The sequence below is a fragment of the Escherichia sp. TC-EC600-tetX4 genome (genome assembly GCF_019356055.1).
In the GTDB taxonomy this organism is placed as follows: Bacteria; Pseudomonadota; Gammaproteobacteria; order Enterobacterales; family Enterobacteriaceae.
This window is the reverse complement of sequence record NZ_CP079924.1, coordinates 2,477,357-2,498,335: the sequence shown is the minus strand read 5'-3', so window position 1 is coordinate 2,498,335 and position 20,979 is coordinate 2,477,357. Positions and strand designations below refer to the sequence as shown.

Annotated in this window: 18 protein-coding genes and 2 pseudogenes; 10 read left to right on the top strand and 10 right to left on the bottom strand. The window is 49.4% G+C overall.

The features are described from left to right. Positions 1-13 precede the first annotated feature (13 nt). Positions 14-1,095: pseudogene (locus KXD89_RS12065) on the top strand (ABC transporter ATP-binding protein). A 44-nt stretch (positions 1,096-1,139) separates the two neighbouring features. Beyond that, the gene (ompG, locus tag KXD89_RS12060) at positions 1,140-2,045 is read left to right on the top strand and encodes a monomeric porin OmpG (protein ID WP_000735257.1); all 906 of its coding nucleotides are present in this window, start codon (positions 1,140-1,142) and stop codon (positions 2,043-2,045) included. Positions 2,046-2,155: 110 nt separating this feature from the next. On the opposite strand, the gene KXD89_RS12055 is transcribed toward ompG, so the two are convergent. Continuing rightward, positions 2,156-3,154, bottom strand: a complete 999-nt coding sequence (locus tag KXD89_RS12055; protein ID WP_000075375.1) for a LacI family DNA-binding transcriptional regulator — start codon at positions 3,152-3,154, stop codon at positions 2,156-2,158. 155 nt (positions 3,155-3,309) lie between these two features. Here KXD89_RS12055 and KXD89_RS12050 point away from each other — a divergent pair, with 155 nt between their 5' ends. The 3 genes from KXD89_RS12050 (at position 3,310) to tyrR (ending at position 7,454) form a co-directional block, all read left to right on the top strand. Further along, a complete protein-coding gene (locus tag KXD89_RS12050) occupies positions 3,310-4,707 on the top strand; it encodes a YcjX family protein (RefSeq protein WP_000825775.1) in 1,398 nt (465 codons plus the stop codon). Beyond that, complete coding sequence (locus KXD89_RS12045) at positions 4,704-5,765, top strand: YcjF family protein (RefSeq protein WP_000138728.1); 1,062 nt, start codon at positions 4,704-4,706, stop codon at positions 5,763-5,765. Before KXD89_RS12050 ends, KXD89_RS12045 begins: the two co-directional genes overlap by 4 nt. Positions 5,766-5,912: 147 nt before the next feature. After that, on the top strand, positions 5,913-7,454 hold the full coding sequence (gene tyrR / locus KXD89_RS12040) for a transcriptional regulator TyrR (RefSeq protein ID WP_001300658.1): 1,542 nt from the start codon (positions 5,913-5,915) through the stop codon (positions 7,452-7,454). Positions 7,455-7,497: 43 nt separating this feature from the next. Here tyrR and tpx read toward each other — a convergent pair whose 3' ends face one another. Further along, positions 7,498-8,004 carry a thiol peroxidase gene (gene tpx / locus KXD89_RS12035; RefSeq protein WP_000084387.1) on the bottom strand — a complete coding sequence of 169 codons (507 nt, stop codon included), beginning with the start codon at positions 8,002-8,004 and terminating at the stop codon, positions 7,498-7,500. A gap of 118 nt (positions 8,005-8,122) precedes the next feature. On the opposite strand from tpx, the gene ycjG reads away from it, so the two are divergent. After that, on the top strand, positions 8,123-9,088 hold the full coding sequence (gene ycjG, locus KXD89_RS12030; RefSeq protein ID WP_001261211.1) for an L-Ala-D/L-Glu epimerase: 966 nt from the start codon (positions 8,123-8,125) through the stop codon (positions 9,086-9,088). On the opposite strand, the gene mpaA is transcribed toward ycjG, so the two are convergent. From mpaA to KXD89_RS12015, 3 genes and pseudogenes are all read right to left on the bottom strand, one after another. Next, complete coding sequence (gene mpaA / locus KXD89_RS12025) at positions 9,063-9,791, bottom strand: murein tripeptide amidase MpaA (RefSeq protein WP_000219122.1); 729 nt, start codon at positions 9,789-9,791, stop codon at positions 9,063-9,065. The two genes, ycjG and mpaA, sit on opposite strands and share 26 nt — an antisense overlap. A gap of 126 nt (positions 9,792-9,917) precedes the next feature. Next, positions 9,918-10,055: pseudogene (locus KXD89_RS12020) on the bottom strand (NAD-dependent dehydratase); the annotation flags it as partial. A 70-nt stretch (positions 10,056-10,125) separates the two neighbouring features. Beyond that, a complete protein-coding gene (locus tag KXD89_RS12015) occupies positions 10,126-11,046 on the bottom strand; it encodes an alpha/beta hydrolase (RefSeq protein WP_001300523.1) in 921 nt (306 codons plus the stop codon). A gap of 137 nt (positions 11,047-11,183) precedes the next feature. Here KXD89_RS12015 and pgrR point away from each other — a divergent pair, with 137 nt between their 5' ends. Further along, positions 11,184-12,083 (top strand): DNA-binding transcriptional regulator PgrR, encoded by a 900-nt coding sequence (gene pgrR, locus KXD89_RS12010; RefSeq protein ID WP_000817708.1) that lies wholly within the window; start codon positions 11,184-11,186, stop codon positions 12,081-12,083. A 336-nt stretch (positions 12,084-12,419) separates the two neighbouring features. Beyond that, positions 12,420-14,033, top strand: a complete 1,614-nt coding sequence (mppA, locus tag KXD89_RS12005; RefSeq protein WP_000683020.1) for a murein tripeptide ABC transporter substrate-binding protein MppA — start codon at positions 12,420-12,422, stop codon at positions 14,031-14,033. A 50-nt stretch (positions 14,034-14,083) separates the two neighbouring features. On the opposite strand, the gene ynaI is transcribed toward mppA, so the two are convergent. Next, the gene (gene ynaI / locus KXD89_RS12000; protein ID WP_000559900.1) at positions 14,084-15,115 is read right to left on the bottom strand and encodes a low conductance mechanosensitive channel YnaI; all 1,032 of its coding nucleotides are present in this window, start codon (positions 15,113-15,115) and stop codon (positions 14,084-14,086) included. Positions 15,116-15,304: 189 nt separating this feature from the next. Here ynaI and KXD89_RS11995 point away from each other — a divergent pair, with 189 nt between their 5' ends. Together KXD89_RS11995 and KXD89_RS11990 are read left to right on the top strand one after the other, a co-directional pair. Continuing rightward, entirely contained in the window at positions 15,305-16,285 is a 981-nt protein-coding gene (locus tag KXD89_RS11995) for an IS5-like element IS5 family transposase (protein WP_000019403.1), read from the top strand. Positions 16,286-16,557: 272 nt separating this feature from the next. After that, entirely contained in the window at positions 16,558-16,815 is a 258-nt protein-coding gene (locus KXD89_RS11990; protein WP_000605090.1) for a DUF2534 family protein, read from the top strand. A gap of 49 nt (positions 16,816-16,864) precedes the next feature. Here the strand turns inward: KXD89_RS11990 and uspE are convergent, their stop codons facing one another. From uspE to abgT, 4 genes are all read right to left on the bottom strand, one after another. Further along, positions 16,865-17,815 (bottom strand): universal stress protein UspE, encoded by a 951-nt coding sequence (uspE, locus tag KXD89_RS11985; protein ID WP_001262123.1) that lies wholly within the window; start codon positions 17,813-17,815, stop codon positions 16,865-16,867. 151 nt (positions 17,816-17,966) lie between these two features. Further along, positions 17,967-18,719: a fumarate/nitrate reduction transcriptional regulator Fnr gene (fnr, locus tag KXD89_RS11980; RefSeq protein WP_000611911.1), complete on the bottom strand. Its 753-nt coding sequence runs from the start codon at positions 18,717-18,719 to the stop codon at positions 17,967-17,969. Between the two features lie 194 nt (positions 18,720-18,913). Continuing rightward, the gene (gene ogt / locus KXD89_RS11975) at positions 18,914-19,429 is read right to left on the bottom strand and encodes a methylated-DNA--[protein]-cysteine S-methyltransferase (RefSeq protein ID WP_000945011.1); all 516 of its coding nucleotides are present in this window, start codon (positions 19,427-19,429) and stop codon (positions 18,914-18,916) included. Positions 19,430-19,439: 10 nt separating this feature from the next. Beyond that, positions 19,440-20,966, bottom strand: a complete 1,527-nt coding sequence (abgT, locus tag KXD89_RS11970; RefSeq protein ID WP_000062973.1) for a p-aminobenzoyl-glutamate transporter — start codon at positions 20,964-20,966, stop codon at positions 19,440-19,442. Positions 20,967-20,979 lie beyond the last annotated feature (13 nt).

Genomic DNA, 20,979 nt, shown 5'->3' with positions numbered 1-20,979 from the left:
CAAAGGAATCAACATGGCTCAGCTTTCGTTACAACATATTCAAAAAATCTACGATAACCAGGTGCATGTGGTGAAGGACTTCAACCTGGAAATTGCCGATAAAGAGTTCATCGTGTTTGTCGGCCCGTCGGGCTGCGGTAAGTCGACCACCCTGCGCATGATTGCCGGGCTTGAGGAGATCAGCGGCGGCGATCTGTTGATCGACGGCAAACGAATGAATGACGTTCCAGCCAAAGCACGCAATATAGCGATGGTGTTCCAGAACTACGCGTTGTATCCGCATATGACGGTTTACGACAACATGGCGTTTGGTCTGAAGATGCAAAAAATCGCCAAAGAGGTGATTGATGAGCGGGTGAACTGGGCGGCGCAAATTCTCGGCCTGCGTGAGTACCTGAAACGTAAGCCGGGGGCGCTTTCCGGCGGGCAACGTCAGCGAGTGGCGCTTGGGCGGGCGATTGTACGCGAAGCGGGCGTGTTTTTAATGGATGAACCGCTCTCTAACCTTGATGCCAAGCTGCGCGTGCAAATGCGCGCAGAGATCAGCAAGCTGCATCAGAAACTGAACACCACCATGATCTACGTGACCCACGATCAGACCGAAGCGATGACCATGGCGACGCGGATTGTGATTATGAAAGACGGGATTGTTCAGCAAGTAGGTGCGCCGAAAACCGTTTATAACCAACCCGCGAATATGTTTGTTTCCGGATTTATTGGATCACCAGCGATGAATTTTATTCGCGGCACGATCGATGGCGATAAATTCGTTACGGAAACGCTTAAATTAACCATTCCCGAAGAGAAATTAGCGGTTCTGAAAACACAGGAAAGTTTGCATAAGCCCATCGTGATGGGAATACGACCGGAAGATATTCATCCGGACGCGCAAGAGGAAAATAACATTTCCGCCAAAATTAGCGTGGCAGAATTAACCGGTGCGGAATTTATGCTCTACACCACGGTTGGGGGCACGAGTTAGTGGTCCGTGCTGGTGCGTTAAATGATTATCATGCAGGAGAAAATATCACTATTCATTTTGATATGACGAAATGTCATTTCTTTGATGCAGAAACGGAAATAGCAATTCGCTAAATACAGGGGGAAGGCATTCCCCCAGGATAATACAAGGAACAATAATGAAAAAGTTATTACCCTGTACCGCACTGGTGATGTGTGCGGGAATGGCCTGCGCACAGGCCGAGGAAAGGAACGACTGGCACTTTAATATCGGCGCGATGTACGAAATAGAAAACGTCGAGGGTTATGGCGAAGATATGGATGGGCTGGCGGAGCCTTCAGTCTATTTTAATGCCGCCAACGGGCCGTGGAGAATTGCTCTGGCCTATTATCAGGAAGGGCCGGTAGATTATAGCGCGGGTAAACGTGGAACGTGGTTTGATCGCCCGGAGCTGGAGGTGCATTATCAGTTCCTCGAAAACGATGATTTCAGTTTCGGCCTGACCGGCGGTTTCCGTAATTATGGTTATCACTACGTTGATGAACCGGGTAAAGACACGGCGAATATGCAGCGCTGGAAAATCGCGCCAGACTGGGATGTGAAACTGACTGACGATTTACGTTTCAACGGTTGGTTGTCGATGTATAAATTTGCCAACGATCTGAACACTACCGGTTACGCTGATACCCGTGTCGAAACGGAAACAGGTCTGCAATATACCTTCAACGAAACGGTTGCCTTGCGAGTGAACTATTATCTCGAGCGCGGCTTCAATATGGACGACAGCCGCAATAACGGTGAGTTTTCCACGCAAGAAATTCGCGCCTATTTGCCGCTGACGCTCGGCAACCACTCGGTGACGCCGTATACGCGCATTGGGCTGGATCGCTGGAGTAACTGGGACTGGCAGGATGATATTGAACGTGAAGGCCATGATTTTAACCGTGTAGGTTTATTTTACGGTTATGATTTCCAGAACGGACTTTCCGTTTCGCTGGAATACGCGTTTGAGTGGCAGGATCACGACGAAGGCGACAGTGATAAATTCCATTATGCAGGTGTCGGCGTAAATTACTCGTTCTGATAATGGGCTAAATTGCCGGATGCGGCGCGAGTACTTTATCCGATCTATAAATGTAGGCCGGATAAGATGCGCTAGCATCGCATCTGGCATTCAGGCAAGGTAGCTGGTATTTATTTCAGCGTCATATGCGTGGCAACGGTAATATTCTGTGGTGACGGTTTTCCAGAAATTAAGCGGAATAATAACTCGCAGCTTTGTTGACCTAACTCCTGCGTCGGAACATCGATGCCGCCCGGTGCAGGCGTTAAAATAAATGACAGCGTTTCATTGCTATAACCCACCACCGCTAACTGCTGCGGAATAGCAATATTTTTCTCTGCTGCCGCACGATAAATGCTCATTAATTTCAGGCTGTCAGTGGCAAACACCGCCTCAGGCAACGGTGACTGGCTTAATAATTGCCGTGCTGCTTTTAATGCAGTTTCATGGGTATAACCGCCATCAACAATCCATTCATCACGCACTGCAATATTATGCGCAGCCAGGCTCTGCTTATAACCATTAACGCGATCAACCGAAACATGGACATCAAGCGGAGCATGCAGGCAGGCAATATTTTGATGCCCACTTTCAATTAATGCATCGGTCAACGCAATGCTGTCGCCAAAATTATCGGTATCGACAGAATAAACATGGGCATATTGACCTTCAACTTTGCCAATCACCACCACCGGAATATCATATTTATCGAGTTGGGCAAAAAATGACTCATCCGCTGGCGAACTGAGCATAATAATGCCTTTAATCATTTTCTGCTTAATTTTGCTTTCGCATTTTTGCAGATCTTCTGCCGGATTGTGCGACGTTTGTAATATCACGTCGAAACCTTCTTCTTCAGCTTTGGCGGTGATGGCATGCAAAACTTCAGAGAAAAACGGATTACCCGCCGTAGTTTTGGTCGAACGGGTAGAAATCACCATAATGGCATCAAAACCCGAAGAGGTCAGCGCGCGGGCCAGCTTGTTTGGCTGATACTGTAATTCTTCAATGGCCCGTAACACTTTTTCGCGCGCTTCCGGGGAGATATTAGTTTGCTTATTCAGCACGCGTGATACGGTGGATTTTGATACGCCTGCAACCCTGGCAATATCATAAATAGTAGGGGACATAGGTCAGGAACTCCGTCCGAACGTGAATGCTGCACATCTTATGGAGTTCGCCGGTCGATGACAACACGGGCAGTTGATAATCAATGGCCTGGCCCCCACATTCATATCCTTACGAATGATTTTTTTTCTGGTCTTCAGAGCAGCACAGGACAGCAATGAAGCGACTTAAAAATGAACTCAATGCGCTGGTGAATCGGGGTGTCGACAGACATCTGCGCCTCGCTGTAACCGGACTTAGCCGCAGCGGCAAAACAGCGTTTATCACCGCGATGGTTAATCAGTTGCTTAATATTCACGCCGGAGCACGTTTGCCGCTGTTAAGTGCGGTGCGTGAAGAGCGCCTGCTGGGCGTGAAACGCATTCCCCAGCGTGACTTTGGCATTCCGCGCTTCACCTATGACGAAGGGCTGGCGCAGTTATATGGCGATCCACCCGCCTGGCCAACGCCAACGCGCGGCGTCAGTGAAATCCGCCTGGCGCTACGTTTTAAATCGAATGATTCGCTGCTACGCCACTTTAAGGATACCTCCACGCTGTATCTGGAAATTGTGGATTATCCCGGCGAATGGTTGCTCGACCTGCCGATGCTGGCGCAGGACTATTTAAGCTGGTCGCGCCAGATGACGGGCTTACTCAATGGTCAGCGCGGAGAATGGTCGGCGAAATGGCGAATGATGAGCGAAGGGCTGGACCCGCTAGCGCCTGCCGACGAAAACCGGCTGGCGGACATTGCCGCCGCGTGGACCGATTATCTCCACCACTGTAAAGAGCAGGGGCTGCACTTTATTCAGCCTGGGCGCTTTGTCTTGCCGGGAGATATGGCAGGTGCGCCCGCGCTGCAATTCTTCCCGTGGCCGGATGTCGATACCTGGGGCGAGTCCAAACTGGCGCAGGCCGATAAGCATACCAATGCCGGAATGCTGCGCGAGCGCTTTAATTATTACTGCGAGAAGGTGGTGAAGGGGTTCTATAAGAATCATTTTCTGCGCTTTGACCGCCAGATTGTGCTGGTGGATTGCCTGCAACCTCTCAACAGTGGGCCACAGGCATTTAATGATATGCGTCTGGCACTGACGCAGCTGATGCAAAGTTTTCACTACGGGCAGCGTACCCTGTTCCGGCGTTTGTTTTCGCCGGTTATCGATAAGCTATTGTTTGCTGCCACTAAAGCGGACCATGTGACCATCGATCAGCACGCTAATATGGTTTCATTACTGCAACAACTGATTCAGGATGCCTGGCAAAATGCGGCGTTCGAAGGGATCAGCATGGACTGCCTGGGGCTGGCGTCAGTTCAGGCGACCACCAGCGGCATTATTGATGTTAACGGTGAGAAAATCCCGGCGCTGCGTGGTAATCGACTTAGCGATGGCGCACCGCTCACTGTTTATCCTGGCGAAGTTCCCGCACGTTTGCCTGGTCAGGCGTTCTGGGATAAGCAAGGCTTCCAGTTTGAGGCATTTCGTCCGCAGGTGATGGATGTCGACAAACCACTACCGCATATTCGTCTTGATGCTGCGCTGGAATTTTTAATAGGAGATAAATTGCGATGACCGAACCGTTAAAACCACGTATTGATTTCGACGGTCCTCTGGAGGTCGATCAGAATCCTAAATTCAGGGCGCAGCAGACCTTTGACGAAAATCAGGCGCAAAATTTTGCCCCGGCCACGCTCGACGAAGCGCAGGAAGAAGAGGGGCAAGTCGAAGCGGTAATGGACGCAGCGTTACGTCCGAAACGCAGCCTGTGGCGCAAAATGGTGATGGGAGGGCTGGCTCTGTTTGGCGCAAGCGTTGTCGGGCAGGGTGTACAGTGGACAATGAATGCCTGGCAAACCCAGGACTGGGTGGCGCTGGGTGGATGTGCCGCTGGGGCATTGATTATCGGCGCTGGCGTAGGTTCTGTGGTAACAGAGTGGCGGCGCTTATGGCGCTTGCGACAGCGCGCCCATGAACGCGACGAAGCGCGTGATTTATTGCATAGCCACGGCACGGGCAAAGGCCGCGCATTTTGCGAAAAACTGGCGCAGCAGGCGGGTATTGATCAGTCGCATCCGGCGCTGCAACGCTGGTATGCCTCAATCCATGAAACGCAAAACGACCGTGAAGTGGTCAGCCTGTATGCGCATTTGGTCCAGCCAGTTTTAGATGCCCAGGCGCGGCGCGAAATCAGCCGTTCGGCGGCGGAATCAACGTTGATGATTGCGGTCAGCCCGCTGGCGTTGGTCGATATGGCGTTTATCGCCTGGCGCAATCTGCGTTTAATTAATCGCATCGCCACGCTGTATGGCATTGAACTGGGGTATTACAGCCGTTTGCGTCTGTTTAAGCTGGTATTGCTGAATATCGCTTTTGCCGGAGCCAGCGAACTGGTGCGCGAAGTGGGGATGGACTGGATGTCGCAAGATCTCGCTGCTCGTTTGTCTACCCGCGCAGCTCAGGGGATTGGTGCAGGACTTCTGACGGCACGACTCGGGATTAAAGCTATGGAGCTTTGCCGCCCGCTGCCGTGGATTGACGATGACAAACCTCGCCTCGGGGATTTCCGTCGTCAGCTTATCGGTCAGGTGAAAGAAACGCTGCAAAAAGGCAAAACGCCCAGCGAAAAATAATGCAATATCGGGTGCTGACCGGATATCTTTACGCCGAAGTGCCCGTTTTTCCGTCTTTGTGTCAATGATTGTTGACAGAAACCTTCCTGCTATCCAAATAGTGTCATATCATCATATTAATTGTTCTTTTTTCAGGTGAAGGTTCCCATGCGTCTGGAAGTCTTTTGTGAAGACCGACTCGGTCTGACCCGCGAATTACTCGATCTACTCGTGCTAAGAGGCATTGATTTACGCGGTATTGAGATTGATCCCATTGGGCGAATCTACCTCAATTTTGCTGAACTGGAGTTTGAGAGTTTCAGCAGTCTGATGGCCGAAATACGCCGTATTGCGGGTGTTACCGATGTGCGTACTGTCCCGTGGATGCCTTCCGAACGTGAGCATCTGGCGTTGAGCGCGTTACTGGAGGCGTTGCCTGAACCTGTGCTCTCTGTCGATATGAAAAGCAAAGTGGATATGGCGAACCCGGCGAGCTGTCAGCTTTTTGGGCAAAAATTGGATCGCCTGCGCAACCATACCGCCGCACAATTGATTAACGGCTTTAATTTTTTACGTTGGCTGGAAAGCGAACCGCAAGATTCGCATAACGAGCATGTCGTTATTAATGGGCAGAATTTCCTGATGGAGATTACGCCTGTTTATCTTCAGGATGAAAATGATCAACACGTCCTGACCGGTGCGGTGGTGATGTTGCGATCAACGATTCGTATGGGCCGCCAGTTGCAAAATGTCGCCGCCCAGGACGTCAGCGCCTTCAGTCAAATTGTCGCCGTCAGCCCGAAAATGAAGCATGTTGTCGAACAGGCGCAGAAACTGGCGATGCTAAGCGCGCCGCTGCTGATTACGGGTGACACAGGTACAGGTAAAGATCTCTTTGCCTACGCCTGCCATCAGGCAAGCCCCAGAGCGGGCAAACCTTACCTGGCGCTGAACTGTGCGTCTATACCGGAAGATGCGGTCGAGAGTGAACTGTTTGGTCATGCTCCGGAAGGGAAGAAAGGATTCTTTGAGCAGGCGAACGGTGGTTCGGTGCTGTTGGATGAAATAGGGGAAATGTCACCACGGATGCAGGCGAAATTACTGCGTTTCCTTAATGATGGCACTTTCCGTCGGGTTGGCGAAGACCATGAGGTGCATGTCGATGTGCGGGTGATTTGCGCTACGCAGAAGAATCTGGTCGAACTGGTGCAAAAAGGCATGTTCCGTGAAGATCTCTATTATCGTCTGAACGTGTTGACGCTCAATCTGCCGCCGCTACGTGACTGTCCGCAGGACATCATGCCGTTAACTGAGCTGTTCGTCGCCCGCTTTGCCGACGAGCAGGGCGTGCCGCGTCCGAAACTGGCCGCTGACCTGAATACTGTACTTACGCGTTATGCGTGGCCGGGAAATGTGCGGCAGTTAAAGAACGCTATCTATCGCGCACTGACACAACTGGACGGTTATGAGCTGCGTCCACAGGATATTTTGTTGCCGGATTATGACGCCGCAACGGTAGCCGTGGGCGAAGATGCGATGGAAGGTTCGCTGGACGAAATCACCAGCCGTTTTGAACGCTCGGTATTAACCCAGCTTTATCGCAATTATCCCAGCACGCGCAAACTGGCAAAACGTCTCGGCGTTTCACATACCGCGATTGCCAATAAGTTGCGGGAATATGGTCTGAGTCAGAAGAAGAACGAAGAGTAAGCGCGAATATGCCTGATGGTGCAACACCATCAGGCATATTAAATTATGCTTTCAGTACAGCCAGAGCTGCTTCGTAATCCGGCTCGGTGGTGATTTCATCCACCAGCTGGCTGAAAATCACATTGTCATTTTCGTCAATAACCACAACGGCACGCGCTGCCAGACCTTTCAGTGGGCCATCAGCAATTGCCACACCGTAAGCTTGCAGAAATTCAGCGTTACGGAAAGTGGAGAGGGTGATAACGTTGTTCAGACCTTCTGCGCCGCAGAAACGAGACTGGGCGAACGGCAGATCGGCAGAGATACACAGCACAACGGTGTTGTCGATCTCAGTTGCCAGTTGGTTAAACTTACGTACTGATGCGGCGCAAACACCGGTATCAATACTCGGGAAAATGTTCAGCACTTTGCGTTTACCCGCAAACTGACCGAGGGTGACGTCAGACAGATCTTTTGCCACGAGAGTAAAAGTCTGCGCTTTGCTACCCGCCTGCGGGATGGAATTGGCGACTGTAACCGGGTTGCCCTGGAAATGAACGGTTTGTGACATGATTATCTTTCCTGTTTACATATAGTTAACGTCACACCTAGTTTATGCTAACTGTCAATAACACAGCAAACGCTATTTGCGCTTAATCCGCAGACCACCGCGACAACAAGGAGTAAAGATGAGAACCGTTAAGGTATTCGAGGAAGCCTGGCCCTTACATACCCCGTTTGTGATTGCCCGGGGAAGTCGCAGTGAAGCGCGCGTGGTGGTGGTTGAACTGGAAGAAGAGGGTATTAAAGGCACCGGCGAATGCACGCCGTATCCGCGTTATGGGGAAAGTGATGCCTCGGTAATGGCGCAAATTATGAGCGTCGTGCCGCAACTAGAGAAAGGGCTGACACGGGAGGAGTTGCAAAAAATTCTCCCTGCCGGCGCAGCACGTAATGCGCTGGATTGTGCATTGTGGGATCTGGCCGCGCGAAGACAGCAGCAATCGCTGGCTGATTTGATCGGCATAACGCTTCCCGAGACAGTTATCACTGCACAGACGGTTGTCATCGGTACGCCTGATCAGATGGCCAATAGTGCATCAACACTCTGGCAGGCAGGCGCGAAATTACTGAAAGTGAAGCTGGATAACCATCTTATCAGTGAGCGGATGGTGGCAATTCGCACAGCTGTGCCCGATGCGACGCTGATCGTTGATGCAAATGAATCCTGGCGTGCAGAAGGGTTGGCGGCGCGTTGCCAGCTATTGGCGGATTTAGGCGTTGCGATGCTTGAACAACCGCTTCCTGCGCAGGACGATGCGGCGCTGGAGAATTTTATTCATCCGTTGCCGATTTGTGCTGATGAAAGTTGTCATACTCGTAGCAATTTGAAGGCGCTGAAAGGGCGCTATGAGATGGTTAATATTAAGCTCGATAAAACCGGGGGTCTGACGGAAGCGCTGGCGCTGGCGACTGAAGCGCGTGCACAAGGTTTCAGTCTGATGCTGGGCTGCATGTTGTGTACCTCTCGTGCCATTAGCGCCGCTTTACCGCTGGTGCCGCAGGTCAGTTTCGCCGATCTTGACGGACCGACCTGGCTGGCGGTAGATGTGGAACCGGCGCTTCAGTTCACGACGGGCGAATTGCATCTTTAGGATGCCAGCGCAGCAAGTTTGCCATCGCAAAGAGATATTTTTCGCTGGCTTCGTCGGAGGAGATGGGCGGAAACTCTGCGGTGATGCAATGCAAGTTCAGATCTGCACACCAACTGCCGAAAGAGCCAGGCGTTTCATAACCGACGCTGGTTACCAGAGGCAATTCAAACGCCTGAGCCAGCCATTCGCCTAATTCGCTGTGTCTGGGATCTTCAATACAGGCCAGTGGATCGTGGAATGAGACCACCCAGGCAGGTTGAATGCGGTGTATAAGCTGGCACAGCGCCTGGGTTTCAGGTTCGGAGCCAGGTTTGTCACCTGTCAGTAATACGACATCGCGTTCTTCAGCGGCGCTGTTCCAGCGATAAACGGTTTCACCTTCCTTCCAGTTCGCCGCCGGAAAGTTTCTGTTTAAATCCACACCATTAGCATTGGCCCGTAACCCCAACTGGCAGCCGTCAGGATTCACACACAGCACCACATGATGACGGCGCAAAGAAGGTGTCAACGTCCGCAGAGCACAGGAGAGCGTGACGACCGAAGAGTTTTCATCACCGTGAGTGCCAGCCAGAATCAAACCACTTTCGCGGCTGGCTGCAGGGGCAGGAAACCAGATTAACGGCGCGCCCAATAATGAACGTCCGTAATGTTCTGTTCCGGGCGGAAATGCGCCGCGTTCGGCGCGTGGGCGGGTTACGGTCATGATCGTCTCTGGTTCAGGAAGTATTACAGGCAGTGTTGTGCAAATTTTGCGGATTATCAAATCCTTTTCTTCAACGCTATGTCATCGATCTTGTATCACTTTTTTGCCGGAAGTTGTTTGCATTTTATTAGTTGGATAGGGTTTGTGGATTTTTGCTGGCTGACGGGCAAATAAAGTTTGTTTAATGGTTTGCTTATCTGCCAGTTGATTAATCACATGGCGGGCTATCTGACCGCCAGCACCAAGAATCAGTACATTTTTCATGAAAATTATCCCAGATTATTGGCAGCAATATGCCAGTCCATATCACTATTGCGGATTTGAATATGTTTCATTACAGAGTTTCCTCAAAGAACGGAGCTAATACTGAAATTGCTTCAGCCACATAGGCTTTGCCGTCATAAAGATCCATATGGTTTGCGCCTTCAACAATGTGATAGCGTTTATCCTGGCTTGATGCTCGATCGTACAGGTCGTCACTCATCCATTTGCTCCCTGCCTGGCTGCCCGCCACAATCTGCGTCGGCTGAGTCAGGTACACTTCCGCCATATGGTAAGCATCATAGGTAATAATCTGGTTAAGGCTGCGCAAAGTAGCGTAACCCGGTGCTGTTGGATACTGCGCGCGAGGGGTGTGGTAATACTCCCAGGCCTGACGCAGTTCTTCGTTCGGCGCATCGGACTCCTTCATTGGTGCCAGTGGCATAATGGCGTATTCTCCGCTGCTAATATCGCTGGTTCTGGCGTTTGAACCCGCTTCAACGTATGGCAGGGCATCAATAGATTTCACATTGTTTTCCCAACCATTACGGAATATCGAACCAATATTGACCGCACTAACGGTACCGATGGCCTTGATGCGGCGATCCTGAATTGCAGCATTGGCTGTATATCCTGCACCGGCACAAATTCCCATCGCACCAATTCGGGTATTGTCGACATAAGAAAGCGTTGTCAGGTAATCAATCACGGCACTGATGTCTTCAGTACGAATGTATGGGTTTTCTAACTGACGCGGCTCGCCGCCACTTTCACCTTGATAAGATGCGTCATAAGCAATAGTGACAAATCCCTTTTCCGCCAGTTTTTTGGCATAGGTTCCGGCCGTTTGTTCTTTAACGCCCCCACCTGGGTGAGATAACACAATTGCCTGATACTGACGGGTTTCATCAAATTTTGGAGGGAAATAGATCACTGCAGACAAAGAGATGGTTGGATTATTGCTGTTAGTGAAGCTGACTTTATTATTCATCATTCCGTTCCTCATGGAGTTGTCGGTTCGTTTTAACGGTTGGTGATATCACTATAGATATTGATCATTAAGTTGATTAGACCCAAAATCATGATTAGACCTATCATTTAAATGATTAATAGATTGCATGGAGATACTGAATGAAGCGTGAAGAAATCGCTGATCTGATGGCGTTTGTCGTCGTTGCAGAGGAGCGTAGCTTCACTCGTGCAGCAGCCCGCCTGAGCATGGCGCAGTCAGCTTTAAGCCAGATAGTGCGTCGTATAGAAGAACGATTGGGATTGCGGCTTCTGACGCGAACCACGCGCAGCGTTGTTCCAACTGAAGCGGGCGAGCATCTTTTGTCTGTTCTTGGCCCTATGTTGCATGACATAGATTCAGCCATGGCATCCCTGAGCGATCTGCAGAACCGCCCATCCGGGACAATACGTATTACTACTGTAGAACATGCAGCAAAAACGATATTGTTACCAGCAATGCGCACATTCCTGAAATCGCATCCTGAAATTGATATTCAGCTCACCATTGATTATGGTTTGACCGATGTCGTTTCTGAACGTTTTGATGCAGGCGTCCGTCTGGGTGGGGAGATGGATAAAGATATGATCGCCATTCGAATCGGGCCAGATATACCAATGGCTATTGTTGGCTCACCGGATTATTTTTCTCGCCGAAGTGTTCCAACGTCAGTGTCACAATTAATAGATCATCAGGCAATTAATTTGTATCTTCCCACATCGGGTACAGCAAATCGCTGGAGATTAATACGCGGTGGACGTGAAGTTCGTGTTCGCATGGAAGGTCAGCTTTTACTGAATACGATAGACCTGATCATTGATGCTGCAATTGATGGGCATGGATTGGCGTATCTACCTTATGATCAGGTTGAGCGGGCTATTAAAGAAAAAAAACTGATACGTGTTTTGGATAAATTCACACCAGATTTACCCGGTTATCACCTGTACTATCCACACCGTCGACATGCTGGCTCGGCATTCTCATTATTTATAGATAGGCTGAAGTATAAAGGTGCTGTTTAGCACTACTTGCTGATACATTAATTTAATTCTTCTCTTAACGTATTCTCAGTTCCTTTCAACGTTTTGGTCATTTTTTATTCTTCGTACAATGGCGACAGATGCTGATTATGATACCGAAAACGGGTTTGAACGTGCGAAGCCCGAACGTAGTGTTCGGAGTTCTATGTGCTTTACCGCATTTTGGAGACTATTATTTACACTAAATCTGATTTGATATATTGATACTTAAAACATTTGATGCTTCCTTTGTCACTTTTTTGATGGAAGTTGTTTGCATTTCTTTAAGGCGAAACAAATAATTACGCATCAATTTTAATGTCGGTTAGAGGGAAACTTATGAAGCACTCTGTTTCAGTCACGTGTTGTGCGCTGTTGGTCAGCAGCATTTCTCTTTCGTATGCTGCAGAAGTTCCGAGCGGCACAGTACTGGCAGAGAAGCAGGAGCTGGTGCGCCACATTAAAGATGAGCCTGCGTCGCTGGATCCCGCTAAAGCCGTGGGCCTGCCAGAGATTCAGGTCATTCGCGATCTGTTTGAAGGTCTGGTGAATCAGAACGAAAAAGGGGAGATTGTCCCCGGCGTTGCGACTCAGTGGAAAAGTAATGACAACCGTATCTGGACTTTTACCCTGCGCGATAACGCAAAATGGGCGGATGGCACACCGGTAACGGCGCAAGATTTTGTCTACAGCTGGCAACGTCTGGTGGACCCAAAAACATTGTCGCCATTTGCATGGTTTGCCGCGCTGGCGGGAATCAACAACGCACAGGCGATTATTGATGGTAAAGCTACGCCTGACCAGCTTGGCGTCACCGCAGTTGATGCCCATACTTTGAAAATTCAGCTTGATAAACCGTTGCCGTGGTTTGTGAATTTAACCGCTAACTTTGCCTTCTTCCCGGTGCAAAAAGCCAACGTAGAAAGCGGTAAAGAGTGGACGAAACCCGGAAATCTGATCGGCAATGGCGCTTATGTTCTTAAAGAGCGCGTAGTCAATGAAAAACTGGTCGTGGTACCGAATACCCATTATTGGGATAACGCCAAAACGGTACTGCAAAAAGTGACCTTCCTGCCAATTAATCAGGAATCCGCAGCCACTAAGCGTTACCTCGCGGGGGATATTGATATCACCGAATCCTTCCCGAAAAATATGTATCAGAAGCTGTTGAAGGATATTCCGGGGCAGGTTTATACGCCGCCGCAGCTCGGGACCTATTATTATGCGTTTAACACGCAAAAAGGGCCGACGGCAGATCAGCGCGTTCGTCTGGCATTAAGTATGACGATAGATCGCCGCCTGATGACCGAAAAAGTATTAGGGACGGGCGAAAAGCCAGCGTGGCATTTTACACCAGATGTTACCGCGGGATTTACGCCGGAACCTTCGCCGTTTGAACAAATGAGTCAGGAAGAACTGAATGCGCAGGCAAAAACTTTGTTGAGCGCAGCTGGTTATGGTCCGCAAAAACCGCTGAAGCTGACGCTTTTGTATAACACTTCAGAAAACCATCAAAAAATTGCGATTGCTGTAGCATCGATGTGGAAAAAGAACCTTGGCGTAGATGTTAAATTGCAAAATCAGGAATGGAAAACCTATATCGATAGCCGTAACACCGGCAATTTTGATGTTATCCGCGCCTCGTGGGTGGGGGATTATAATGAACCCTCCACTTTCCTGACATTATTAACGTCAACGCATTCAGGAAATATTTCACGCTTTAACAATCCGGCATATGACAAAGTTCTGGCCCAGGCATCGACGGAAAATACCGTTAAAGCGCGTAATGCCGATTACAACGCGGCAGAAAAAATCCTCATGGAGCAAGCACCGATTGCACCAATTTATCAATATACCAATGGACGATTAATCAAGCCGTGGCTGAAAGGTTATCCCATTAATAATCCTGAAGATGTGGCGTACAGTCGGACTATGTATATTGTGAAGCATTGATGTGATGGGAACTGGCGTTACCCTTGTGCATAACGCCAGTGATGTCTGATTTAGCGACCCTGTTCCGGCGGTGTAATGTTATCCATATACAGCGTCTGGCTGGGGAAGGCAAAGTCCGCGCCGTGTGACTGTACAATATCGATAATCTTCAAATAAACGTCTTGCTGTGCAGCAAGCCATTCAGCCCATACCGTGGTTTTGGTAAAGCAATAAACCATAATATTCAATGAAGAGTCAGCAAACTGGTTGAAATAAACCAGTAAGGTTTGTCGCTGGTCGATGGCCGGGTGATTTTTCAGCATCTCACGTACAGCTTCGACAATAACGCCCACTTTTGCCGCATCCTCATAACGTAAACCAATGGTCGTGGTAATGCGGCGGTTGGTCATTCGTCCTGGGTTTTCTACGCTGATCGACGAAAACAGCGAGTTCGGTACGTACAATGGACGATTATCAAAGGTCGTAATTTTGGTAATTCGCCAGCCAATTTCCGCTACTGTACCTTCGATATTTCTGTCCGGTGAACGGATCCAGTCGCCAATACTGAAAGGACGGTCGAAATAGAGCATAATCCCGGAAAAGAAGTTACTCAGAATATCTTTACCGGCCATACCGACAGCCAGACCACCAATACCACCAAAGGTCAGCAAGCCAGAAAGGCTCATGCCGAAATGTTCGCCATAAAGCAGAACAAGCACCACAATAATGGTGATTTTGATGATACGCGACATAATCCGCGCACTGGTGATATCGCGACCTTTTTTAATCTGCTGTTTTTCAAACTGATTAATCAGCAGAAATAGCTTAATCGTCAGAATAACCGCAATCAGGGACGTACAGATAAAATCGATAACGCCTGGGGTGATAAATTTGAGTTTATAGTTTTCTATAACATAATTAATAATGCTACCAACAGCACTGATAATTATGGTGTAGATTAAAAATTGCACCGCATGGAATAAAAATCCTTTTCTTTTACGATTTCCACGGCGAAACCAAAAGCTCATCAGAATCAATGCTGCGCAGCTACCGAAAATAATGACCAGATTAAGCGCATTATTTGTAAACAGTTCAGCGATCATTGTTTTATCAGGCTCCTCCAGATAATTGTCGTCATGCCGGAAACCCCTGGCGGGGCTATTTTACCGCGACAATTCATTCAGATCATCAATAGTCAGGGAAGGAAGTAGCAACATTAGCTAAGGAAGGTGCGAACAAGTCCCTGATATGAGATCATGTTTGTCATCTGGAGCCATAGAACAGGGTTCATCATGAGTCATCAACTTACCTTCGCCGACAGTGAATTCAGCAGTAAGCGCCGTCAGACCAGAAAAGAGATTTTCTTGTCCCGCATGGAGCAGATTCTGCCATGGCAAAACATGGTGGAAGTCATCGAGCCGTTTTACCCCAAGGCTGGTAATGGCCGGCGACCTTATCCGCTGGAAACCATGCTACGCATTCACTGCATGCAGCATTGGTACAACCTGAGCGATGGCGCGATGGAAGATGCTCTGTACGAAATCGCCTCCATGCGTCTGTTTGCCCGGTTATCCCTGGATAGCGCCTTGCCGGACCGCACCACCATCATGAATTTCCGCCACCTGCTGGAGCAGCATCAACTGGCCCGCCAATTGTTCAAGACCATCAATCGCTGGCTGGCCGAAGCAGGCGTCATGATGACTCAAGGCACCTTGGTCGATGCCACCATCATTGAGGCACCCAGCTCGACCAAGAACAAAGAGCAGCAACGCGATCCGGAGATGCATCAGACCAAGAAAGGCAATCAGTGGCACTTTGGCATGAAGGCCCACATTGGTGTCGATGCCAAGAGTGGCCTGACCCACAGCCTGGTCACCACCGCGGCCAACGAGCATGACCTCAATCAGCTGGGTAATCTGCTGCATGGAGAGGAGCAATTTGTCTCAGCCGATGCCGGCTACCAAGGGGCGCCACAGCGCGAGGAGCTGGCCGAGGTGGATGTGGACTGGCTGATCGCCGAGCGCCCCGGCAAGGTAAGAACCTTGAAACAGCATCCACGCAAGAACAAAACGGCCATCAACATCGAATACATGAAAGCCAGCATCCGGGCCAGGGTGGAGCACCCATTTCGCATCATCAAGCGACAGTTCGGCTTCGTGAAAGCCAGATACAAGGGGTTGCTGAAAAACGATAACCAACTGGCGATGTTATTCACGCTGGCCAACCTGTTTCGGGCGGACCAAATGATACGTCAGTGGGAGAGATCTCACTAAAAACTGGGGATAACGCCTTAAATGGCGAAGAAACGGTCTAAATAGGCTGATTCAAGGCATTTACGGGAGAAAAAATCGGCTCAAACATGAAGAAATGAAATGACTGAGTCAGCCGAGAAGAATTTCCCCGCTTATTCGCACCTTCCCTAACTAATCAATGCGTTGATTGTAAATCCAGCTAAGAGGTGAGGTTTTCAGAGCAGACAACGGTGAAATGTCATGGTATTGTTACGTTTAGGTAACAAGAAATTTGTCTGCACAAGGATTACATCATGATTATGGCGAAACTGAAGTCAGCGAAAGGGAAGAAATTTCTCTTTGGTTTGTTGGCGGTTTTCATTATTGCGGCGTCGGTTGTGACTCGCGCGACCATCGGCGGCGTTATAGAACAGTACAATATTCCGCTGTCTGAGTGGACGACATCAATGTATGTGATTCAGTCATCGATGATTTTTGTTTATAGCCTGGTCTTTACTGTGTTGCTGGCAATCCCGTTGGGAATTTATTTCCTTGGCGGCGAAGAGCAGTAAGTAAAAAATAGGCCCGATAACTCGGGCCTTGTCAGTTATTGAAGAGTCGTTAATCGTCTTCTTCGTCATCCAGTTCAACGGGTGTCTGATACTGGTCAGGTTTAATGACCAGCAGGTCGCAGCGAAGATGATCAATCACCTGTTCCGCCGTGTTGCCGAGGAATGCTGCTGAAATACCGGTGCGTCCTACCGTGCCCAGAACCACAATCCCCGCCTGTAAGTGCTCCGCCAAATCAGGAATCACCTCTTCTGGCAGACCTTTTTCTACGTGCGTCATGTTTTCATTAATGCCGAATTTCTGCCGCAGGGCTTTCATTGCCAGCAAATGTTGCCCACGAATGGCATCGTTATAAACGCTCGGGTCAAATTCCGGCAGTTCAATCGCGATATTAATTGGCGTTACCGGATAAGCGCCAACCAGATGAACTTCGGTATGGTTGACTTGTTCTGCCAGTTCGATCGTCTCTTTGACCAGTTTTTCATTGAGCGCATTATGATACGGCTCTTCACTGGCGAGATTCACCGCCACCAGCGCCTTGCCTCCTTCCGGCCACGGCTGGTCTTTCACCATCCACACCGGGCTTGGGCATTTGCGTAACAGATGCCAGTCCGTTGGCGTAAAAATCACCGCTTCCAGACGGTCATGTTGGTGCGCCATTTTTAGCACCAAATCGTGTCCGCCGCTGATCACTTCCTGAATGATGGCTTCGAAAGGACGGTTATGCCAGACCACTTTAATTTCAATGGGAACGCCAGCATTGAGATAATATTTTGCCTGCTCGTGGATCCAGGCTGTACGCTGGCTGATGACGCCCTGACGCATAGCGGTACGTTCGTCCGGGGAGAGCAGGGTGGTCATTTCGTATGAGAAGTCATAGATCGGCAAAAAGGCTTTAATTTTGCCACCAATCCGTTGATGTAAATAAACAGCTCGCCGCAATGCTGGTTGGTCGTCCTGGTTAGGATCGATAACAACGAGCATGTTCTGATACATAGCCATACAGGGTCTCCTTACAACAACTGTCAACGCAGTTTGTAATTAAAAGATTAACCCATATCTGGTGAATGAAACAGTGATGAACCTTCTGCCAGATCAATAAATCAGAAAAATTTAATGATATGACAGAAGGATAGTGAGTTATGCGGAAAAATCAGGCAACGTTACGCGTATGACCAGCAAGCTGGGCCAGCGCATCGTTATTTTCGATGGTGATGTATTTACCTTTGACTGCCAGCATGCCGCTTTTCTGGAAGCGACCCAGCAGACGGCTGATGGTTTCTACCGTCAGGCCCAGATAGTTACCGATATCGCCACGAGTCATCGTCAGGCGGAATTCACGAGGGGAGAAGCCGCGTTGGGCAAAACGACGGGACAGGTTGTAGATGAATGCAGCCAGACGTTCCTCGGCATTTTTCTTCGACAACAGCAGGATCATGTCCTGATCGCCTTTGATTTCACCGCTCATCAGACGCATCATCTGCTGACGCAGATTCGGCATTTTACCGGACAAATCGTCCAGCGTTTCGAACGGGATTTCACATACCATCGAGGTTTCCAGCGCCTGCGCGAAGCTCGGGTGATGGCCGCTGCCGATGGCGTCAAATCCCACCAGGTCGCCTGCTAAATGGAAACCAGTGATTTGCTCGTCGCCTTGCTCAGTGATGGTATAACTTTTAATCGTACCGGAGCGGATGGCATAAAGCGATTTAAGTTCATCACCAGCCTTAAACAGCGTCTGGCCTTTCTGAATAGGCTTCTTCCGCTCAATGATATTATCAAGCTGATCAAGCTCATGTTCGTTGAGTGTGAACGGGATGCAAAGCTGGCTGATGCTGCAATCCTGGCAATGGATAGCACAACCGCCAGACTGAATGCGCCGTATAATTCGCTTTTCCGGGATCATAGGTCTGCTCAAGCCGTAATTGATATTTGTCAATTTTAACATCTTTTTAGGGAGCAAGTAAGTCTAAGCAAACCTTAACAGCAGAGAATTCCGATATTAGATGTAAATATATGTCTATCTATTTGAAAACCCTTAAGTTGTTAAGGGTAACTTTACATAAAAGTGTGAACAAGCTGGCACAAATTGTTTAATGTTTACAGCAAAAGATAACCTTCATGGCGCAATAACCACTCTTTTCGCTGAACTCCGCCTGCATATCCGGTCATGGTGCCGTTTCGGCCAATAACCCGATGGCAAGGTACGACGATGCTGATGGGATTCGATCCGTTTGCCGCACCAACGGCACGCGCCGCGCCAGGACGGCCCAATTGCTCAGCCAGTTGGCCGTAATGCATTACCTGCCCGCAGGGGATAGTGCGTAGTGTTTTCCAGACTTCGCGCTGAAATGGCGTCCCCCCCGTAGCAGTGGGAAGCGTATCAATAATGCTAAGATTACCGGCAAAATATTCACGAAGCTTGTCGCTTAAACCGCCTGGATTGGTGGCAGAAATGCGCTCATAGCCTTCTTTGCGATAATGGATGTCCAGCAGCTGCACCATGCGTTCGCTGTACTCTTCCCATTCAACCGCCCGCAGGCGAAATTGCTCATCGCAAATCACCCACAGTGGACCCAGTGGCGTGGCAATTTTTTCTTCAAGTAATCTCAGCATCCGTTCTCTCTTAAGACAAACGTGGGTAAATACCCGGACCTATCGGCAGACCGACAAGATACCACGCCAGCAACATCAGCAGCCATACCACCAAAAAGATAAGTGGATAGGGCAAGACTAACGAATAGTAAGTACCCAGTTTCGCGTCTGGTTTGTAGCGTTGCAGGAATCCAAGAAACAGTGGAACAAAAGGAGATACCGGCGCTAAAGGCAATACGGATGAGTCGGCAATACGAAAGAGGATTTGCGCAAATGCCGGGTGAAAGCCAAGTAGCATAAACATTGGTACGAAAATGGGGGCGAGAATCGACCAGATTGCGGAACCGCTGGCAATAAACATGCATAAGAAAGAGGAAAGCAACGCCAGACCGACAAACGCCGGGATGCCGCTAAGCCCTGAACTTTCCAGTATATCGGTCAGCCCCACGGCGATGAATTTCCCCATGTTGCTCCAGTTAAACATGGCGACAAATTGGGCGAGGGGAAAAACCATCACGATAAATCCCGCCATCTCTTTCATCGGTTCAATCATTAAATGCGGTAAATCCGCCTGACGTCGAATTGTGCGGGTAGCGATGCCATAAGCCAGCGAGACAACAAAGAAAAAAAGAATGATCAGTGGCACGATACCTTTAATAAAGGGTGATGGCATCACGGTGTGATTAATCGGATCGCGCAATATCCCGTTTTGCGGGATCACCATCAGCGCAATCGCAGCAATAAAAAGTAGCGATACGACACCTGCTATGCGTAAACCAAAACGCTGACTTTCGGTCAATGTCTGCAGTTTCTCATCGCTGTTTCCCTGCCATTGACCTAACCGTGGCTCGATGATTTTGTCGGTTATCAGGCCGCCAACAATCGTCAGTACGACTACGGAGCTGGCCATAAAATACCAGTTATCAATTACACTGACGTGCATTTGCGGATTGAACGCAGCTGCCGCTTCCGTGCTGATCCCCGACAGCAACACGTCGGTTGTGACAATCAGTAAATTAGCCGTAAAGCCGCAACCTACGCCTGCAATGGCAGCCAGTAAACCTGCAACTGGATGCCTGCCCACCGCCAGAAAAATCAGCGCACCCATCGGTGGCATGATCACTAACGCCGCATCGGAAGAAATGTGGCTGAAAAAAGCAATAAACAGCACCATATAACTGGCGTAGCGGGCATTAACATGCGATGCCATTTTAACCATTAGTGCTGGCAGTAAGCCGACGCGCTCCGCCAGACCGGCACCTAAAACCAGCGCCAGGATCGCACCAAGTGGAGCAAAACCGCTAAAGTTTTTAATAACATTGGGTAAAAACCAGTGTAATCCTTCCACACTGAGCAGGTTTTTCACCACGACCGGCGTACCATCGGTCGGGTTTTTCGCACTGACGCCAAAGGCCGACAAAATTGCCGTCGTCACCATGAGTACGATAATCAAATAGATAAAGAGCAGAAAAGGATGGGGAACCTTGTTACCAATTCTTTCGACCCAGCCATAGAGCTTCCCGGATTGGGAGGACGACGGTATGGATGACATACTCATGGGCATTCCTCGG